The organism is Oryzifoliimicrobium ureilyticum, from assembly GCF_037199735.1.
Taxonomy (GTDB): domain Bacteria; phylum Pseudomonadota; class Alphaproteobacteria; order Rhizobiales; family Rhizobiaceae; genus Rhizobium; species Rhizobium ureilyticus.
The window spans coordinates 82,646-98,073 of record NZ_JBBBVQ010000015.1 but is presented as its reverse complement, the minus strand read 5'-3'; the positions used below and the strand labels follow the sequence as shown (position 1 = coordinate 98,073).

General features: G+C 56.6%; 12 protein-coding genes. 6 read left to right on the top strand and 6 right to left on the bottom strand.

Annotation, left to right across the window (positions count from 1 at the left end):
• Nucleotides 1-143: 143 nt before the first annotated feature.
• Entirely contained in the window at nucleotides 144-6,872 is a 6,729-nt protein-coding gene (locus VQ830_RS19415) for an apolipoprotein A-IV repeat region-like domain-containing protein (RefSeq protein WP_337269796.1), read from the bottom strand.
• A 462-nt stretch (nucleotides 6,873-7,334) separates the two neighbouring features.
• Between VQ830_RS19415 and VQ830_RS19410 the strand changes: the two genes are divergently transcribed.
• A complete protein-coding gene (locus tag VQ830_RS19410; RefSeq protein ID WP_337269795.1) occupies nucleotides 7,335-7,703 on the top strand; it encodes an Hpt domain-containing protein in 369 nt (122 codons plus the stop codon).
• Between the two features lie 186 nt (nucleotides 7,704-7,889).
• Nucleotides 7,890-8,210 (top strand): 2Fe-2S iron-sulfur cluster-binding protein, encoded by a 321-nt coding sequence (locus VQ830_RS19405; RefSeq protein ID WP_337269794.1) that lies wholly within the window; start codon nucleotides 7,890-7,892, stop codon nucleotides 8,208-8,210.
• Nucleotides 8,211-8,259: 49 nt separating this feature from the next.
• Here the strand turns inward: VQ830_RS19405 and VQ830_RS19400 are convergent, their stop codons facing one another.
• Nucleotides 8,260-8,883: a DUF922 domain-containing Zn-dependent protease gene (locus tag VQ830_RS19400; protein WP_438618265.1), complete on the bottom strand. Its 624-nt coding sequence runs from the start codon at nucleotides 8,881-8,883 to the stop codon at nucleotides 8,260-8,262.
• Between the two features lie 177 nt (nucleotides 8,884-9,060).
• Here VQ830_RS19400 and folP point away from each other — a divergent pair, with 177 nt between their 5' ends.
• Genes folP through folK form a run of 3 tightly spaced genes read left to right on the top strand, consistent with a single transcriptional unit; the run spans nucleotide 9,061 to nucleotide 10,812 of the window.
• Entirely contained in the window at nucleotides 9,061-9,921 is an 861-nt protein-coding gene (folP, locus tag VQ830_RS19395; RefSeq protein ID WP_438618263.1) for a dihydropteroate synthase, read from the top strand.
• Nucleotides 9,921-10,289 (top strand): dihydroneopterin aldolase, encoded by a 369-nt coding sequence (gene folB, locus VQ830_RS19390; protein WP_337269866.1) that lies wholly within the window; start codon nucleotides 9,921-9,923, stop codon nucleotides 10,287-10,289. Before folP ends, folB begins: the two co-directional genes overlap by 1 nt.
• 1 nt (nucleotide 10,290) lies before the next feature.
• A complete protein-coding gene (folK, locus tag VQ830_RS19385) occupies nucleotides 10,291-10,812 on the top strand; it encodes a 2-amino-4-hydroxy-6-hydroxymethyldihydropteridine diphosphokinase (RefSeq protein WP_337269793.1) in 522 nt (173 codons plus the stop codon).
• 72 nt (nucleotides 10,813-10,884) lie between these two features.
• Here folK and VQ830_RS19380 read toward each other — a convergent pair whose 3' ends face one another.
• From VQ830_RS19380 to VQ830_RS19365, 4 genes are all read right to left on the bottom strand, one after another.
• Nucleotides 10,885-11,436: a hypothetical protein gene (locus VQ830_RS19380; RefSeq protein WP_337269792.1), complete on the bottom strand. Its 552-nt coding sequence runs from the start codon at nucleotides 11,434-11,436 to the stop codon at nucleotides 10,885-10,887.
• Between the two features lie 131 nt (nucleotides 11,437-11,567).
• Nucleotides 11,568-12,653 carry a YcjF family protein gene (locus VQ830_RS19375; RefSeq protein ID WP_337269791.1) on the bottom strand — a complete coding sequence of 362 codons (1,086 nt, stop codon included), beginning with the start codon at nucleotides 12,651-12,653 and terminating at the stop codon, nucleotides 11,568-11,570.
• The gene (locus VQ830_RS19370; RefSeq protein ID WP_337269790.1) at nucleotides 12,650-14,125 is read right to left on the bottom strand and encodes a YcjX family GTP-binding protein; all 1,476 of its coding nucleotides are present in this window, start codon (nucleotides 14,123-14,125) and stop codon (nucleotides 12,650-12,652) included. The genes VQ830_RS19375 and VQ830_RS19370 overlap by 4 nt, the downstream gene beginning before the upstream one ends.
• 71 nt (nucleotides 14,126-14,196) lie before the next feature.
• Complete coding sequence (locus tag VQ830_RS19365) at nucleotides 14,197-14,655, bottom strand: SixA phosphatase family protein (protein ID WP_337269789.1); 459 nt, start codon at nucleotides 14,653-14,655, stop codon at nucleotides 14,197-14,199.
• A 314-nt stretch (nucleotides 14,656-14,969) separates the two neighbouring features.
• On the opposite strand from VQ830_RS19365, the gene dksA reads away from it, so the two are divergent.
• Entirely contained in the window at nucleotides 14,970-15,389 is a 420-nt protein-coding gene (gene dksA, locus VQ830_RS19360; RefSeq protein ID WP_337269788.1) for an RNA polymerase-binding protein DksA, read from the top strand.
• The last annotated feature ends 39 nt before the right edge of the window (nucleotides 15,390-15,428 follow it).

The following is a 15,428-nucleotide window of genomic DNA, read 5'->3' as shown; positions in this document are numbered from 1 at the left end:
GAGCCTGCCACAGGCTCAGCTTTCAATTCTAACACCGACAAAGTGCCAAGCTTAAACGACAAGGTCGCCATCAGTTGGGGGCAAAACAAAAAGGGCGCCGACCTCGGTAGAGGTCGGCGCCCTGAAGACTGCGGTCGGACTGACTATCTTAAGCGACCAGCTGCGTGCGCAAGCATGGTGTAAACTTTACCAGTGTCCGAAGTCAGGTAGGATTGGGTGATTGAACGATCCCGATCCGTTCGCGCAACATCCGAAAGAAGCTTTTCAAAGTCGCCAATATAGCGATCAACCGCCATTTTGAACTCTGGCTCACGCTCATATTTGCGCTTGATCTCATCGAAGGTCTGCTGTCCCTTCAGTGTGTAAAGCCGACGCGTGAAGACGTCGCGCTCGCCTCGCTGATAACGACGCCACAGATCGACTGAAGCGTCATGATCGATTGCCCGTGCGATGTCGACTGACAGCGAGTTGAGCGACTCAACGACATGATGAGGGTTGCGATTGTCGTTCGGACGCGCCGCCGCAGGAGCCGGTGTTTCGTTGCGGGCAGAGGCCGACCGCGTCGTGGGCGTGTCTTGAGTCTCTTCGCGCGATGCGGCGCGCAGCAGATCGCTGATCCAGCCACCTGACTCCGTGCTTGCGGGGGCAGCCTGGGAAGGGGCAGGCGTCGGCGCAGCTGGCGTCGGACGAGGGGCTGGCGGGGCAGCTTGCGTCCGTGGCTGTGGAGCAGGGTTTTGTGGCGTCAGGGTGCCACGTAGCCCGAAGGACTCGCTCTGAAGCAGGGAGGCGGTCGATTGGGGCGGCTGGGTCTGCTGCGCCGAGGTCTGCGTAATTGCAGGGGTTGGAGCAGGCACAGGTGCTGCCGGAGGCGCCGGAGCCGGAGCTGGAGTAGGGGTCGGATGTGCCGGCCGGGCCGCTGGCGCCGAACTACGCGGTGCGGGTTGTGACACCTCGAATGGCTGGGTAGAGCGCCCAACGATTTGCGAAATATCTTGGAGCGCCTTAATCTGTTCAGCAACAGCACGACGCATGGCTGCTGCGCTTTCTTTCGCCTCTTCCGGCAAGTCGAAAGCGCCACGCTTCAACTCGTTCCGCGTTACGTCGAGTTCATTACGGATCGTGCCGGCAGCGCGGCGAATCTCGTCCGTGGCACCAGAGAAGCGCGAAACTGCATCTTCAACCGCCTCGCGCAACGCATCACGCATATTGGTCGCTGCAGCGTCGGATACTTTGCCTGCTTCTGTCAGCATCCGCTCGATGTCGGAGAGCGACATATTCAGGCCGCCGCGTACTCGGTTCGTGAGTTCTCCGGAGCGCCGCTCGGCATTTTCAAAGGCGCTGTTGATCGCCTGATTGGCATCCTCACCAGCCTTGGCGATGGCCGTGCGGACTGCATCCGCAGCTTGCTGTGCGCGCTTTTCAGTATCGTCCAGCGTTTGGCCGACATCGGCCATGGACGAGCGAATGCTGTCCTTGAGAGTGCCGCTAACCTGACCGGAGCGCTGTTCCGCACGCTCGAAGGCTGTTTCCAACATTCCAGCTACGCCGCGCATTGTCTGTTCGATATCGGCTGAGCGCTGAACAAGACCGACAGCCAGTTGCTGCAGGGCGCTTTCGCGTTCTTCCAGTGTCGAAACAAGATTTGATTGTGCCGCGCTGAGAAGGTTGGACGCTTGGGCCAAGGTTTTCGAGTGTTCGTCGAACCGTCCCACGATCCCAGAAACATTTGCCAAGGTCTGCCCGGAAATATGTGCCAGCCGATCGACGTTGCCTTCCAAGAGGCGTGAAGACGCAGACACCATTTCCGACGCTTTGGCGGTCGATTCGCTGAATTTCTCGCTGGTGTTGGTCAGTTTCTCATCGACATCCATGAGATCCTTAGCGGCGCGGTTCAGCAGCATACCCATCGCTGCGCTGCTTTCCGAGAAGCGCTCGATTACTTGCTTTACGTTGCCGACCAGGCTGTTTTCCACACCAGCCAAGGTTGCTGCAGCCTGCTCGGTGCGCGAGGTGATCGCGTCAACCAGGGCATCATTTTCAACCCGAAGCCGGTTTGCGGCTTCGCTGCCGGCTGCAGAAATACGGCTCGCTGCATCGCGCCCCGTTTCCGCATAGCGTTCGACCAAGGGCTTGGCAGTTTCCTCAAGAATACGGCTGAGCTCTGTGGAGCGCCCGGACAGCATCGAGTTGAGTTCGCGTGTCCTCTCGTCCAGGGCGTTCCGGATGGAGGTGCCACGCGCTTCGAGAGCCCGGTCGATGTCAGACATGCCGTTGACCAGACGGTCGCCAACATCCTGCATCGCAGAGCGAATTGCCTCGCCACGGGTCTCGAGAGTGTTGCTGGCAGTAGAGAGCGCCTGCGATATTGCATCCACCTGGCCGCTGACCAGCGTTTCTGCTTCCGATACCTTCTTGACGATTGAGTTTCCGGCTTCGGAGAAAGTCTGTGCAACGGCGGCAGCCTGACCCGCAAGGCGGTTCTGAGCATCGCCAACACGGCTGACGATCTGCTGCGAGCGCTCATCCAGCGAGCGAGCAAATTCGTCACTCTTGGCACTGATTTCGTCAGCAAATTGCTGGCCTGTCTGAGTCAGGCGCTCTGCCGCGCGTACCGCTTCCCCATCCATGGTGTCAGCAGCTTCAGCAACTGCAGTCCTGAGGTTAGTGGCAAGTCCCGCCGCCTTTCCTTCGATCGTTTTGTTGACGGCATCCAAACCGATCGTCAGGGCGCGATCCATCGTGGACAAGCGCTCTTCGATCCTCGCATTGCCTCGATCCATGACTTCAGCAATTTCCGCAGTCCGACCCTCGAGTGACTGGGTGAGGTCGGTGGCACGGCTCTCGATGATCGTGCTCAGGTTCGTTGCACGCTCATCAATCGATGATGTCAGGCGCTCGCTGCTCGTTGCCAGAGCATCCGCAATGCGGAAGCTTGCCTCATTGCCAAGCTGATCGAGCCGGGCAGCACCCTGTTCGAAGGTTGATGCAATTCGCTCTCCGGCAGCGTCAACCTGTTGCGCAACCCCGCCGACGCCGTCCCGAATCCTGGTTTCCAGAGCGGAAAGCCCGGCCTCGACACGCAGGCCAGTCTCGGAGAACCGCTCGGTCATGCCTTCAACGGAGTTTTCCAGGCGGGACGAGAACTGTTCCGCCGTGCGCGAGATCTCGTTTGCCGTATCCTGGAACCGGCTGGAGATGTTGCCGGCGCTGTCCCGGAGACGCTCGTCAAGCGCGCGAGCGCTGGCATCAATGGTATTGCGCAGGCTGGTTTCGTGATCCTCCAGCGACATTTCCATCATGCCGACGCTTGCAGCGATCGACGTCCCAATCGTCGTTGCTTGATCCGCCAGCGTCTCATCAATGCGCGAATGTGCCTGGCGCATCGTGAGTTCTATTGCGCTGGTTCGGTCATCAAGCGTTGCGCGGATGCGCTCGTGCACCGACGACAGGCCGTCTTCGATACGGTTTGCCGCATCATTTGCGGAGTTCGCAAAGCGTTCTTGCGCCGCGGCCAAGCCGCCTTCCAGTCGCTGCGTTGCCTCGTTCGCGATAGTCTCCAGACGATCCGTACCTGAGGAAATAGCGATCGAAAGGGTTGAGCCGTGACTGGTGAGCGTATTTTCCAGGCGCTGCTGGTTATCGACGTAGGCCGCCCGAATGGCATCAGCCTTGTCCGTTAGAGCCGCGGCTACTCGGTTTTCAGCATGTGAAACGCTTTCAATGAGCGCGTTTGTCCGGGCTTCAAGGACGCTTTCAATGCGGCTTTGATTTTCATCGACTGAAATGGCCATAGACACGGCCTTGTCGGTCAACATTTCGGACAGACGATCGTGACTACTGCTGAGTGTCTGATCGAGCGCGTTTAGCTGCTCGCCCATGGTGCCTGCCAAGCGCTCATGTCCTGCGCTCATTGTCGCGGCCAGGGCCTCGCCGCGGTGCGCCAGCGTTTCGTCGATCCGAGCGTGTCCGTCGCTCAACGAGCGGTCCAGCAATTGCGCCCGTTCCTGGATGGCGCTGGAAATCAACCGATGCCCGCTTTCGATTGTTCCTGCCAGTGCCTGAGCGTGATGTGCGATTGATTCTTCGAAGCGGTTTTGGCTCTCTCCGACTGAGATCGCAAGCGCCATTGCCTTATCGTCGAGCGCGTCAGCCAATTGCTCGCGGTTGGTGGTGACGGCTGCAACGATCGCGTTGCCGTGTTGCTCAAGAGTGCCTTCAAGCCGCGTCTGGTTTTCGTTCAGCGCGGTGAAAAGCGTATCGCTTCTTTCCGACAGGACGTTGTCGATACGGCTCTGGCCCTCGCTCAGCGAAATGGCGAGCGCCATGGCCTTGTCGTCCAGAGTCTCGGCAAGTTGATCGTGGCTTGCCGTGACGGCTGTAACTATTGCCTCAGCACGTTGAGACAACGTGTTTTCAAGGCGATCCTGGTTCTGGCTGAGGGCTGTAAAGAGCGCATCGCTCCTTTGCGACATCACACCATCGATACGGCTTTGGCCTTCGCTCAGCGAAATGGCGAGCGCCATGGCCTTGTCATCCAGGGTCTCTGCAAGTTGATCGTGGCTTGCCGAGACGGCTGTCACGATTGCCTCAGTACGTTGAGATAACGTGTTTTCAAGGCGATCCTGGTTCTGGGTTAGGGCAGTGAGGAGCGTGTCGCTTCTTTCCGCCATAACGCTGTCGATGCGGCTTTGCCCTTCGCTCAGCGAGATCGCGAGTGCCATCGACTTTTCATCCAGCGTTTCTGCAAGCTGGTCATGCGCAGTGTTCACGGCACCAATGATCGAGGCAGACCGGCTGGAAAGCGTGCTTTCGAGGCGATCATGATTTTCGTTAAGCGCACCGAACAGAACGCTGCTTCGCTCCGACATGACCGTGTCGATACGGCTATGCGCGTTCTCGAGTGCATCGGTGATATCAGCAGCGCGGCGTGAGATCGTGGTATTGAGCTCATCGGCACGACCGAAGGCGCTGGTGATCTGGGAAGTTCCCTCGCTCACGGCGGACGTCAAATCGCTGCTAGCTGTGAGAAGTGCCGAGCGGAACTCGGCCGAGCGCTCTGTCAGGTTGCTCTGGAGTTGCTCTGTACCGCTTGATAGGGCCGTCACGATTTCCGCTTGCGCATTCTTGAGAGCAGACGTCATGTCGCTCGTCCGCGCATTGATGGCGACCGACACTTCTTCAACCTTGTTGCCAAGGGTGCTGTCGATAACCTCATGACCCATGTCGAGGGCCGTCGTCAGAGCAAGCGACTGTTCGGTCATCGTGTTGCCAAGGCGCTCTATCCCGGTGGACAGCATGCCTTCAAGCGTATCCGAGCCGCCGGACAGTGTCTCGTTGATACGTGCCAAGCTCTCCATCAATTTGGTGTCGAGAGAGCCTGCCCGCTTTTCGAACGCGTTTGCAAATTCTGCTACCCGATCGTCGAACGAGGTCGAAACCTGGGCAATCGTCGTCTGAAGACGCTCATCGAAGAAACCAGAACGAATATCGAGATCCATGATGGTCTCATCGACCGTCGATTGCAGGCTTTGACGGAAGCTAGAGCTGCGCTCGTCGAGAGTGCGGTTCAATTGCGACAGAACGCCATCGAGCGTTGATCGGATCGTCTTTTCGCCGCCAGTGAGGCTTTCGTTGATTTCGCGGGTACGGCTAATCAGGATGTCGTTGAGCTGGCGCGCGCGCTCGTTCAAGGCGGCATTTAGCTTTTCCGCATTGCCGTCCATCGTTGACGCGCGTGTTTCGAACTGCGTCAGAATGGCATCGCCGCTTTCGGCAAGGCTCGTCGTCAGCGTTTCAAGCCGTACGTCGAATTCGCTCGCAAGCGCAATTCCGGAACTTGTCAGCGTCTGCAGCAGCGTATCCGTCTTTGCGGACAAAAGGCTTCCAAGCGACTGAATAGCGGTCTCGGATTTTTCCGTCAGCGTTGCTGCGCGGGTATCAATCAGCGAGGCAAATGCCTCACCTGATGTTGCCAAGCGAACGGCAATTTCCTCAGTGGCTAGAGAAAGATCTTCCTTGAGCTGATCGTGAACGCCAGAGATCGAGGTCCTGATGCGTTCTGCATGGTTGACGATTGCATCGCGTTCAGAACCCAGCTCCTGAACAAGGCTGCGCACGCGCAATTCGTTGTCCGCATAGCTTCTTTCAAGGGCATTGACCTCGGAGTGGACAAGGCTTTCGAGTTCGGCAGCGCGGGCAATCGTCCGCTCGATGCCTTCGTTCATGGCCGACACTTCACGACGGACAGCTTGCCCGACTGTCATAATCCGCTCGGAGGCGATGGTCTCAGGCTCGGAAAGCCGCAGTGCGACTTCGGCCATCGAACGTGCAGCGTTGCGCATTTCCTGCGCGCGCATCATCATGACGCCGAAGCCATAGAATAGGATGATCGGTACGACGATGCCAATCAAGCCAACGATGGCGCCTGGCAGAGCAAGTAGATCTGCGACGGAGCGGATTTGCCAGATCTGCGGAGAGTAAAGTCCCGCCATGATCCCAAGCCCGGCGACACACCACAGAACCGACAGAATTGTCGCATTGCGAATAGCGGATTTGCCGCTCGCACCTTCGAACGAACGAAGAAGGGAGGACGAGTTGCGCGTAGCGTCATTTGCAGGTGCCAATGCTGGGGAACGCGGCGAGCTATCTGCGGTGCGCTGACCTGCGGGGCGCCCGCGACGACGCTGCTTGTCGTCTGCGGGTTGTTGCGATGCGCGTGATAAAGGCTTGTCGGACACCTTTCCCTCCGAGGCGTTCGGCTTGCGCGCGTTCGAATGATCCGCGTCTTCTTCGCCGAAGTCGATCTGAAGCGCTTCGTCCAATGCTTTGAACGCTTTATCTTCAATCGACTCGTTGTAGTTGTTGTTTGCCATTCGGTTACGCCTCGTTACACTCCAGCCGGTTTAGCCGCTTCATCGGGCTGTCCGCGTGCCCGATGCTTGTTTCCTTCGCGACCCCTCCCATCCGGCACCTGCGAATGGATATGCTTGTCATTCATCATAGATAGTCGTCTTAACGACGGAAGTTTTAAAACTTATCACTATCCAACGGTATCGCAAAGGCACGCGTCCCAAACCTGCCGTATCAGTACCGTAGTGACACAACTATTGTCCTGACACAATTAACAGGCCGGGAGATTCCAACGTTTGTTAACGTTCGGTTAACCATGATTGTCGGCTGTTTGAGCCGAAAAGCCAATTGCTTAAGGGTATTTAACGGATATTAACCATAACGCTAAAATGCTTGCCTTCAATGTGCCGGAATTTAACGGGATTGCGACGATGGTTTCGCACCATTCAGAGAGCGAAATAATAAAGTACGGGAGTTTGTGGCACATGGCAGCAGTGAATATCGCGTTCAACACGCCAGATAACGGGACAGGCAACACGCCATCGCGGGATCGTCCCATCGATCTGGTGCATTTGGCACGCCAGACCATGGGCGATAAAGCGCTCGAGGCTGAGGTGCTGAACATGTTCGCGCGTCAAGCCAGGAGCTGCCTCCACGAAATATCTTGCGAGGACAATAAGCGCACAGTCGAAGCAGCCCATCGGCTAAAGGGTGCCGCGAGCGCGGTAGGTGCTTTTAAGGTGAGCCAAGCTGCTGCCGATCTCGAAAGCCGTTGTTCAGACGCTGCGGCGATCGCGGCAGTTGGCGCAGCCGTCATCGAGGCGGAAAATTTCATTTTGAAGCTAAGCCGCTGATCGATCGCGGCGTGCAGAGCGATCCGCTGGTTTCGCGCTGAAAGCAGGTCTCTTTCTGCAAGTGCTATTGCCGCATTTAGGAAAGTCTTCTTTCAGCGTTCTGCAATCATGCTAACCATTGTTGACTGCCTTCCGATTTTATTGGAAGACACCGATAATCCTAAGCAATGATGACCGGGACATATTATGCCGAAACTGACTATTGTGGCTTTCGACGGCGCGCGCTTTGATCTGGATGTAGATCAAGGCTCGACCGTCATGGAAAATGCTGTTCGCAATTCTGTACCGGGAATCGATGCCGAGTGCGGCGGCGCCTGCGCCTGTGCGACCTGTCATGTCTATGTCGACGAGGCTTGGATTGAGCGCGTCGGTCCGCCAGAGGCTATGGAAGAGGACATGCTGGATTTTGCCTATGACGTGCGGCCCAATTCGCGTCTCTCCTGTCAGATCCGGATGAAGGCGGCACTTGATGGGCTTGTTGTCCATGTGCCTGAGAAACAGGCCTAATAGCCAGCCGAGGCCGAAGGCGTTTCGGCGACTGGCCGCGCCGGACGCTTCATCGTTTAACAGATTGCGCATCTATCTTGTTCTTGAGAAGTCGCATTAGTCTGTTTTGAAAGTTGATCGCCTCGACCCGATCGAACTGGGCCTGTAAAGCGTCATGCTTTTCTATGCCCTCCGTTGAGACGCGAGCGACAACTTCCTGCATCAAATTGCAATCCTTTTGAGGCGCAAGCTGCAGGATCTGCTGCTCCATCTTGCGTGCTTGAACGCGCGCAATCTCGGCGTGGCGGTCCTCGTGTCGGCGGATGTCTCCCGACAAGGTGTCCCAGATCAGCGAAAGCTCTTTGCTCGCACCCTGACGGTTTCGCCAGCGAGGCAGGATAATGCGGGTGTGGACCGTCACACGAGCGTTCAAAACGCGGCAGCGACCGCCTTCTTGGATGTAGGTGGCATCGCCTCCGAATTGAATGCGGGTCGCGCCCGGATGCCTGGAAGAAGAGCCATCAGCAGTAGGACCGCGCCGGCTTAATTCAGCATCGAGATCCTCCGCGGTTTTGCCCCTGATGTCGAAATAGCTGTAGCTCTTTGTCGCAACGACAGTTGCGTTTGCATGGCTCGCATAGGGCATCGATCCGAAGACTGACAAGATGAGGAATAGACAGGCGGAGCGATGCATTAAGATGGTGACTCGTGTTGAACTTTTGGGAAGCTTGCGTCATAGGCTTGCGGAGCGCAATATCGAGATCCGGCTTTTCGTGAGCCAAGCTCCAAAGACTGGCCGCAGTCAGGATGGTCAGCTGCATTGAGTATGTGGCCACTTTCCGCACGACCTTGCGGACGAGAAGGGTAAAAATTGACCGATATCCGGAAAAGGATCTGGAAACTGGCACATGGACGTCAGATCGAGCTCGCCGAGCGAGCCGCGATCATGGCCATCGTAAATGTCACACCCGACTCTTTTTCCGATGGCGGATCCTACAACACCGTCCAATCTGCAATCGACCACTCGCTTAAGGCCGTGGAGGAGGGGGCCGCAATCATCGATATCGGCGGAGAATCGACGCGCCCAAATGCACAGCCGGTCGGTGCCAGTGAGGAACAGGATAGGGTGCTGCCGGTCATAGAGGCTCTGAGCGGCAAGACCGATGCTTTGATTTCAATCGATACATATCGTGCGAAGACGGCGCAGCTGGCTATCGAGGCTGGCGCGCACATTGTGAATGATGTTTTTGGACTGCAGCGCGAACCTGAAATAGCTGACGTGGTTGCGAAGACGGGCGCGGGCATTTGTGTGATGCATACCGGACGCGGCAGGCAGAAGCTTGAAGATGTAATTGCAGATCAGCGTACCTTTCTCGAAAGGTCGCTGCAAATTGCTCGCCTTGTGAGTGTTCGCGATGAGAGTATCGTGCTTGATCCAGGCTTCGGCTTCAACAAAGAGACCAGCGAAGAGAACTTTGCCCTCATGGCGCGCTTCGCGAAATTGCATCAGTTTGGTTTTCCGCTTCTCGTCGGTACTTCTCGCAAGCGGTTTCTTGGTGTCGCTTCCGGACGCCAGGAGCCCTCTGCCCGGGATGCTGCGACTGCTGCGACGAGTGCGCTCCTGCGGATGCAGGGGGCAGCCGTTTTTCGCGTCCATAATGTTGCCATGAACAAAGATGCCCTGGCAGTCGCCGATGCTATGCTGGCAGCGCAGACGCCGGAGATGAATTGATGAACAACACCTACACCATTACGCTTTCAAACTGCGCTTTCTTCGCTCGTCACGGCGTCCATGACGAGGAAGAATTTTTGGGGCAGCGGTTCTTTGTCGACGCCGAGCTCGATGTGGCGGCTGGCCAGGCTCTCGAACAAGACTCCATTGATGATACGGTCAACTACGGAGTGGCTTTTAAAGTCATCGAGGAGATCGTCACAGGCCGCCGGCGTTACCTGATCGAAGCACTGGCTCTTGATATAGCCAAGGAGCTTTGCACGCGTTTTCCGGTGATACGACGCGCCAAAATCAGTATTCGTAAGCCAAATGCTCCGGTCGCGGGCGTGCTCGACTTTGTTCAGGTGAGCGTTGAGCACATCGCTTAACATGAAAACCGCTTGTCTTGGTTTAGGCGGGAATATCGGCGACCCTATTCGGGCAATGTCGAATGCCCTGCGCATAATCGCGGATCACCCTGCCTGTGCTATCAGCGCGGTCTCGAGACTCTATCGAACGCCACCTTGGGGGAAGACGGATCAATCGTATTTCTTCAATGCATGCGTAGCGGTTCTCACCAGTCTTGAACCGGAAGCCCTGCTTGACTTCTGTCTTCATATTGAGCGCGCAATGAAGCGTGAGCGGACCGAGAGATGGGGACCGCGCACCTTGGATATCGATATCCTGACTTATGGCGAGGATGTCCTCGAAACCACGCGGCTGACCTTGCCACATCCGCGGATGACAGATCGCGCTTTCGTTTTACTGCCGCTTGCGGATTTTGCTGCCGACCTGGAGATCGGTGGCCGCTCCGTCAACGCGTGGCTCTCACAAGCCGACAAAGCCGGTATCGAGGTTGTCGATAACGAAGATTGGTGGCGTGGGGAAAGAGCGGGAAACGCCGATGGCTAAGTATGCTCAAAAAATGTAACTGGCTCTTTCGAGCTTTCTCAAAACGAGCTTTGCCGCTCGTTCCGTACAATCCTACTGCACCGAACCTACAGTCATTTCGTCCATCTGGCGCGTCAAGGTCAACCCTATAACGGGCACCATCTTGTCCTCCACCTTGACCGAAACCGTGACATTCATAACCTTATCGTCGCGAATACGCGCTATCATGGCTCCGTTCAGCTTGGCACGGTTAAGGCCGATGACGACGGTATCCTGAGAGACGGCGCCGGAAATGACGTCAAGTCCTTTGCCCGCTGCGCCGTCTAGGAACTGACCTTTGTAGCTGCTGCCGGACTGCGTGATAACGGCTGTCATAGGTTGTTTGAAAACGCCAACGCGGCAGGTTCCGTCGAGTTTCAAGCCCGCATTTCCGTCAGCCGAAGGTTCGCCGACGAGACTGCAAGTGAATTTTGTGCCGCGATATTTACCGGCAACAATCTCTCCTGGACCTCTCCAAGTTCCAGCGACGGATTCGAAGAATGCTTTGTCACGGGTGGCTGCAGTTGCGGATGGCGACGTCGCCAGGACCGGGGAAAGTGCCACGGCGGCCAGAGTAAAAAGAAGACGGAACTTGCGCGAAGCCATGATTGTTTCCTTGCCGAGGGCACGCTTATCTAGCCGCGAATTTTGCCGTGGAATGGTTAACGCTTCGTTTCGTCGTCTTGGAAATACTGCCCGGACTGTTCATTCCGCGCAGGAGCAGTCGAGCTGAGCAATTATCGTCGACCTTCGTCCTTGCTGCTTTGCGAGGTCGGGCTCAGATCTGCGATATAGTCTGAGATGCCAGGCCGCCGCAGCGCTCGAAACGGCAGAGGCCGGCAAAGATCCATCGCAGCAATACCGATACGAGCCGTCATCAGACCGTTGACGACACCTTCCCCAAGCCGAGCAGACAAGCGCGATGCCAGTCCATGACCGACCACCTGCTGGACAATCCCGTCGCCCACGGCAATCGATCCGGTAACCGCAAGATGCGCAACGACGTCTTTGAAGAGGCGGATCATCCCGAGGGTCCCGGGGCGCCCGCCGTAAAGGTCCGCAATGGCTCTGACCAGCTTTGCCGACTCGTAGAGAACGTAGAGGAGATCCACCAAGGCGCGTGGACTGATAGCCGTCACGACCGAAACGCGCTTGGAAGCCTGAAGAATGAGCCCGCGTGCTCTTCGGTCCAGTGGGCCTAGTAATTCCCGTTCGGCAAGTTCGATTAACTGTGGCGGATCAATGACGTCGTCTTTCGCCGCCGTCAGTGTGGCCTGTCCACGTGCAGTTTCAGGCTTCTGCGACAGAAGTTGGCTGACGCGCTGAACAAGCGCACGTGCTTTAGCCGGTTTCGTTTCCGCAAGGGCAAGGTCTGCTTCCGCCCTTATGGCGTGAACGGCTGTCAGTCGAGACATGCTAGCCAATTCCCGCAGAACCAAAGCGAGCACGGCGAGTATGCCGACCGCCAAGGCTGCAAGCGCGGTGTATCCCAGCCAATCAGCTCGTGCGAAAAGATTTCTAATAAGGCTGTCGGTCCATAGGCCAAAGGCGAGGGAGAAGAGGAAGCCGAAGGCGGCGAGCGCGATCTTTCCAAAGAAAAATCGCCGCTTGCGCGGGACGGTCACAGGGGCGACAGCCGTATCCTTTTCGGGATTGAGGAAAGGATCGTCCTCATCTGCAGTCAAGACGATGTGTTCGGAAAAGCTGGCTGGCTTTCGCGACATTTGCGCCGGGCCGTTGAGATGGACCGCTTCAGGCTCGACCGCAAAAGCTGCAGGCTTACGATTTTCAATCTTGTCGTCCTTGTCCTGGGATTGCGTCATGCCAGCCGGTCTCCGAACAGAAACTGCATCGCGCGGTCGAGACGAATATGCGGCACCGATAACTTGATGCCACCTCCCGTCTCTTCTATGTGCGGCGGTCTAAATCGAACAACGTTGACATCGGGCAGCACTGGCGCTGCACGGCTGCCATCTAAATGCGCAAAAAAAGCTTCTGGATCGGTAGGCAGATCTCCTGGGAAAATCGCTGTCTTGCGCTCTCCGTCAAATATCTCTTGTCCGATACGTTCGCCTGACATTGGCGTGCCGACAATCACGGGAAGATCCTGGCCATCGCGACGAACGGTTGCTTCCCGAGTCGCACGAACAGAGGCGAGGGCGATAATGTCTATTCCTGCGCCAGCCATGCCGATCCTTCGCACTGCGCGATCGACCAGTCGCCGTGTCAGCTCTTCCAATCGATCATGACTTTCATGATGGAGATGATCGGCCTTAGTCGCGGCGACCAGTACGCGGTCGATCCGTCGGCCGAGCAGCGACGACAGCCACGAATTGGTCCCGGGCCGGAAGCATGCCAAGACTTCGGCCAGTGCCCGCTCCAGGTCCTGCACAGCCTCCGTACCCCTGTTGACTGCCTGAAGCGCATCGACAAGAACGATCTGGCGGTCGAGACGGGCGAAATGTTCTCTGAAAAATGGCTTTACCACCACGGACTTATAAGCCTCATAGCGGCGCTCCATCATGGCCCAGAGCGAACCCTTTTCGGCACGCCCTTCGAAGGGCAGGACGAGCGGCGCAAAGGTTAGCGCCGGGGAACCGTCGAGATCGCCAGGCAGCAGAAAGCGACCGGGTGGAAGGGTCGACAAAGAGCGCTCGTCGGATTTGCAGGCCTTAAGATAATCGGCGAAGGCTGAAGCAAGCTCTCTTGCCGTCATTTCATCGGCAGGGCCGTTAATGTCGACAAGAGTTGTCATATCGCGCCACTTGCGGGAAAGCTCGGCACGCACCCCACCGATGGCGAGCGCGAAGGTATCTTCGCAAAAACTCCGGTAGTCTTTGGTGAGCAGCGGTAAGTCCAGAAGCCATTCGCCGGGATAGTCGACAATATCGATCGAAAGACGGCCCGGCGAAAACAGCCGGTTCCAGCCACTTGCGCTTTTGTAGTCGATCGTAAGCCTCAGTTCTGAGATTGCGCGTGTTGAGTCCGGCCAGATCCGTTCGCGCACAAGCGCCTTCACATGATCTTCGTACTGAAAGCGCGGTACGGCATCGTCCGGCTGCTCTTCCAGCCTCACAGACGATACCCGGCCCGATTGAACAGGTTCGAACAGCGGCAGGCGTCCGCCATGCAAAAGATTGTGCACCAGCGAGGAAATGAACACCGTCTTACCCGAGCGGGAAAGGCCGGTGACGCCAAGGCGCAAAGTTGGATTCACAAGGCCCAAGGCGCGATCCGTCAGGGTCTCGAAGGCAAGCTTTGCGTCATCTGTTATGGATGTCAATCTGGGTGACAAGCTAGGTTCCCGCATCGAAAGGCTTCAGGCGATATAGGAACCCAAGCGCCGTTTCAAAAGGTCGGGCTCTATTATGGCACAAGCACATCCACGAGCTGCCAAGCGCTTGACGTGTCGAGGCGATCGATAACGGCCATCGTACCCGGCGGGAAACCATTTGGCAGCGCCAATTGAAGGCTGTCGTGTCCGATCATTCTGTCAAGTGTCTGCTCGATGGTCGGGTTGTGGCCAACGATCATCAGTGTGTCCACATCTTCTTCCGAGTTGATCAAGGTCATAAACACATCGCTGTCTGCAGCATAAAGCGTATCAAGATAGCGAATATCGAGAAGCGCGCTCACGATCCGTTGAAATGCCTCTGCGGTATCCCGACATCGCCGTGCGGTCGAACTGAGAATGAGTTGGGGGACATAGGTCCGATCGGCAGCGCGTTCGGCGATGAACTCCGCAGCGGCGTAGCCTCTTGGTGTCAAAGTGCGATCGAAATCTCGGTCGCGCGGATTTGCAGGCGCTGCTTCCGCATGCCTCATGAGGCAGATTCTTTTGGCAGCGCGGGGGAGGGTTATCATCGATTTCTTCCGCAACGAAATATTGATCTTTGAGTAGCGCGTGTTCCAACCCAGCGTCAACGAGATTGGAATTCTGTGCAAGAATTGCGGCAGTAACGACAACCGTCGTTCTCGCGCCAAAAATGGCGAAAGCTCAATAATGCTTATAAAATAGTCTCTTAGCTCAAAATTATGACAAATTTAAAAAACGCTTGACCTGTCGCATTTGGCTTGAATCACATCTCTGCATTGGGATATACAGCCGCCGATATGAGATGTTCTTCGGGAGAATCGCGTTGAGTGAGAAGATCGATCTTAGCAGTTATGTACCCTCCGAAGAGGAGGAGTTCATGAATACGAACCAGCGGGCTTACTTTAGAGCTAAGCTGGTTGCATGGAAAAACGACATTCTCCGCGAGGCGCGTGAAACGTTGGACCATCTTGCAGAGGAAAGTGCAAATCATCCTGATTTGGCTGACCGTGCGTCCTCGGAAACCGATCGTGCGATTGAACTTCGTGCGCGGGATCGTCAGAGGAAACTGATCTCGAAAATCGATGCTGCACTTCAACGAATTGAAGACGGCACCTATGGCTATTGCGAAGAGACGGGCGAGCCTATCGGTCTCAAGCGTCTTGATGCACGGCCTATCGCGACACTCTCGATCGAAGCCCAGGAACGCCACGAGCGTCGTGAAAAGGTTTATCGCGACGAATGAGTTGATCCGCTTCCTCTCGTTGAGGCGGCTGATACAAAG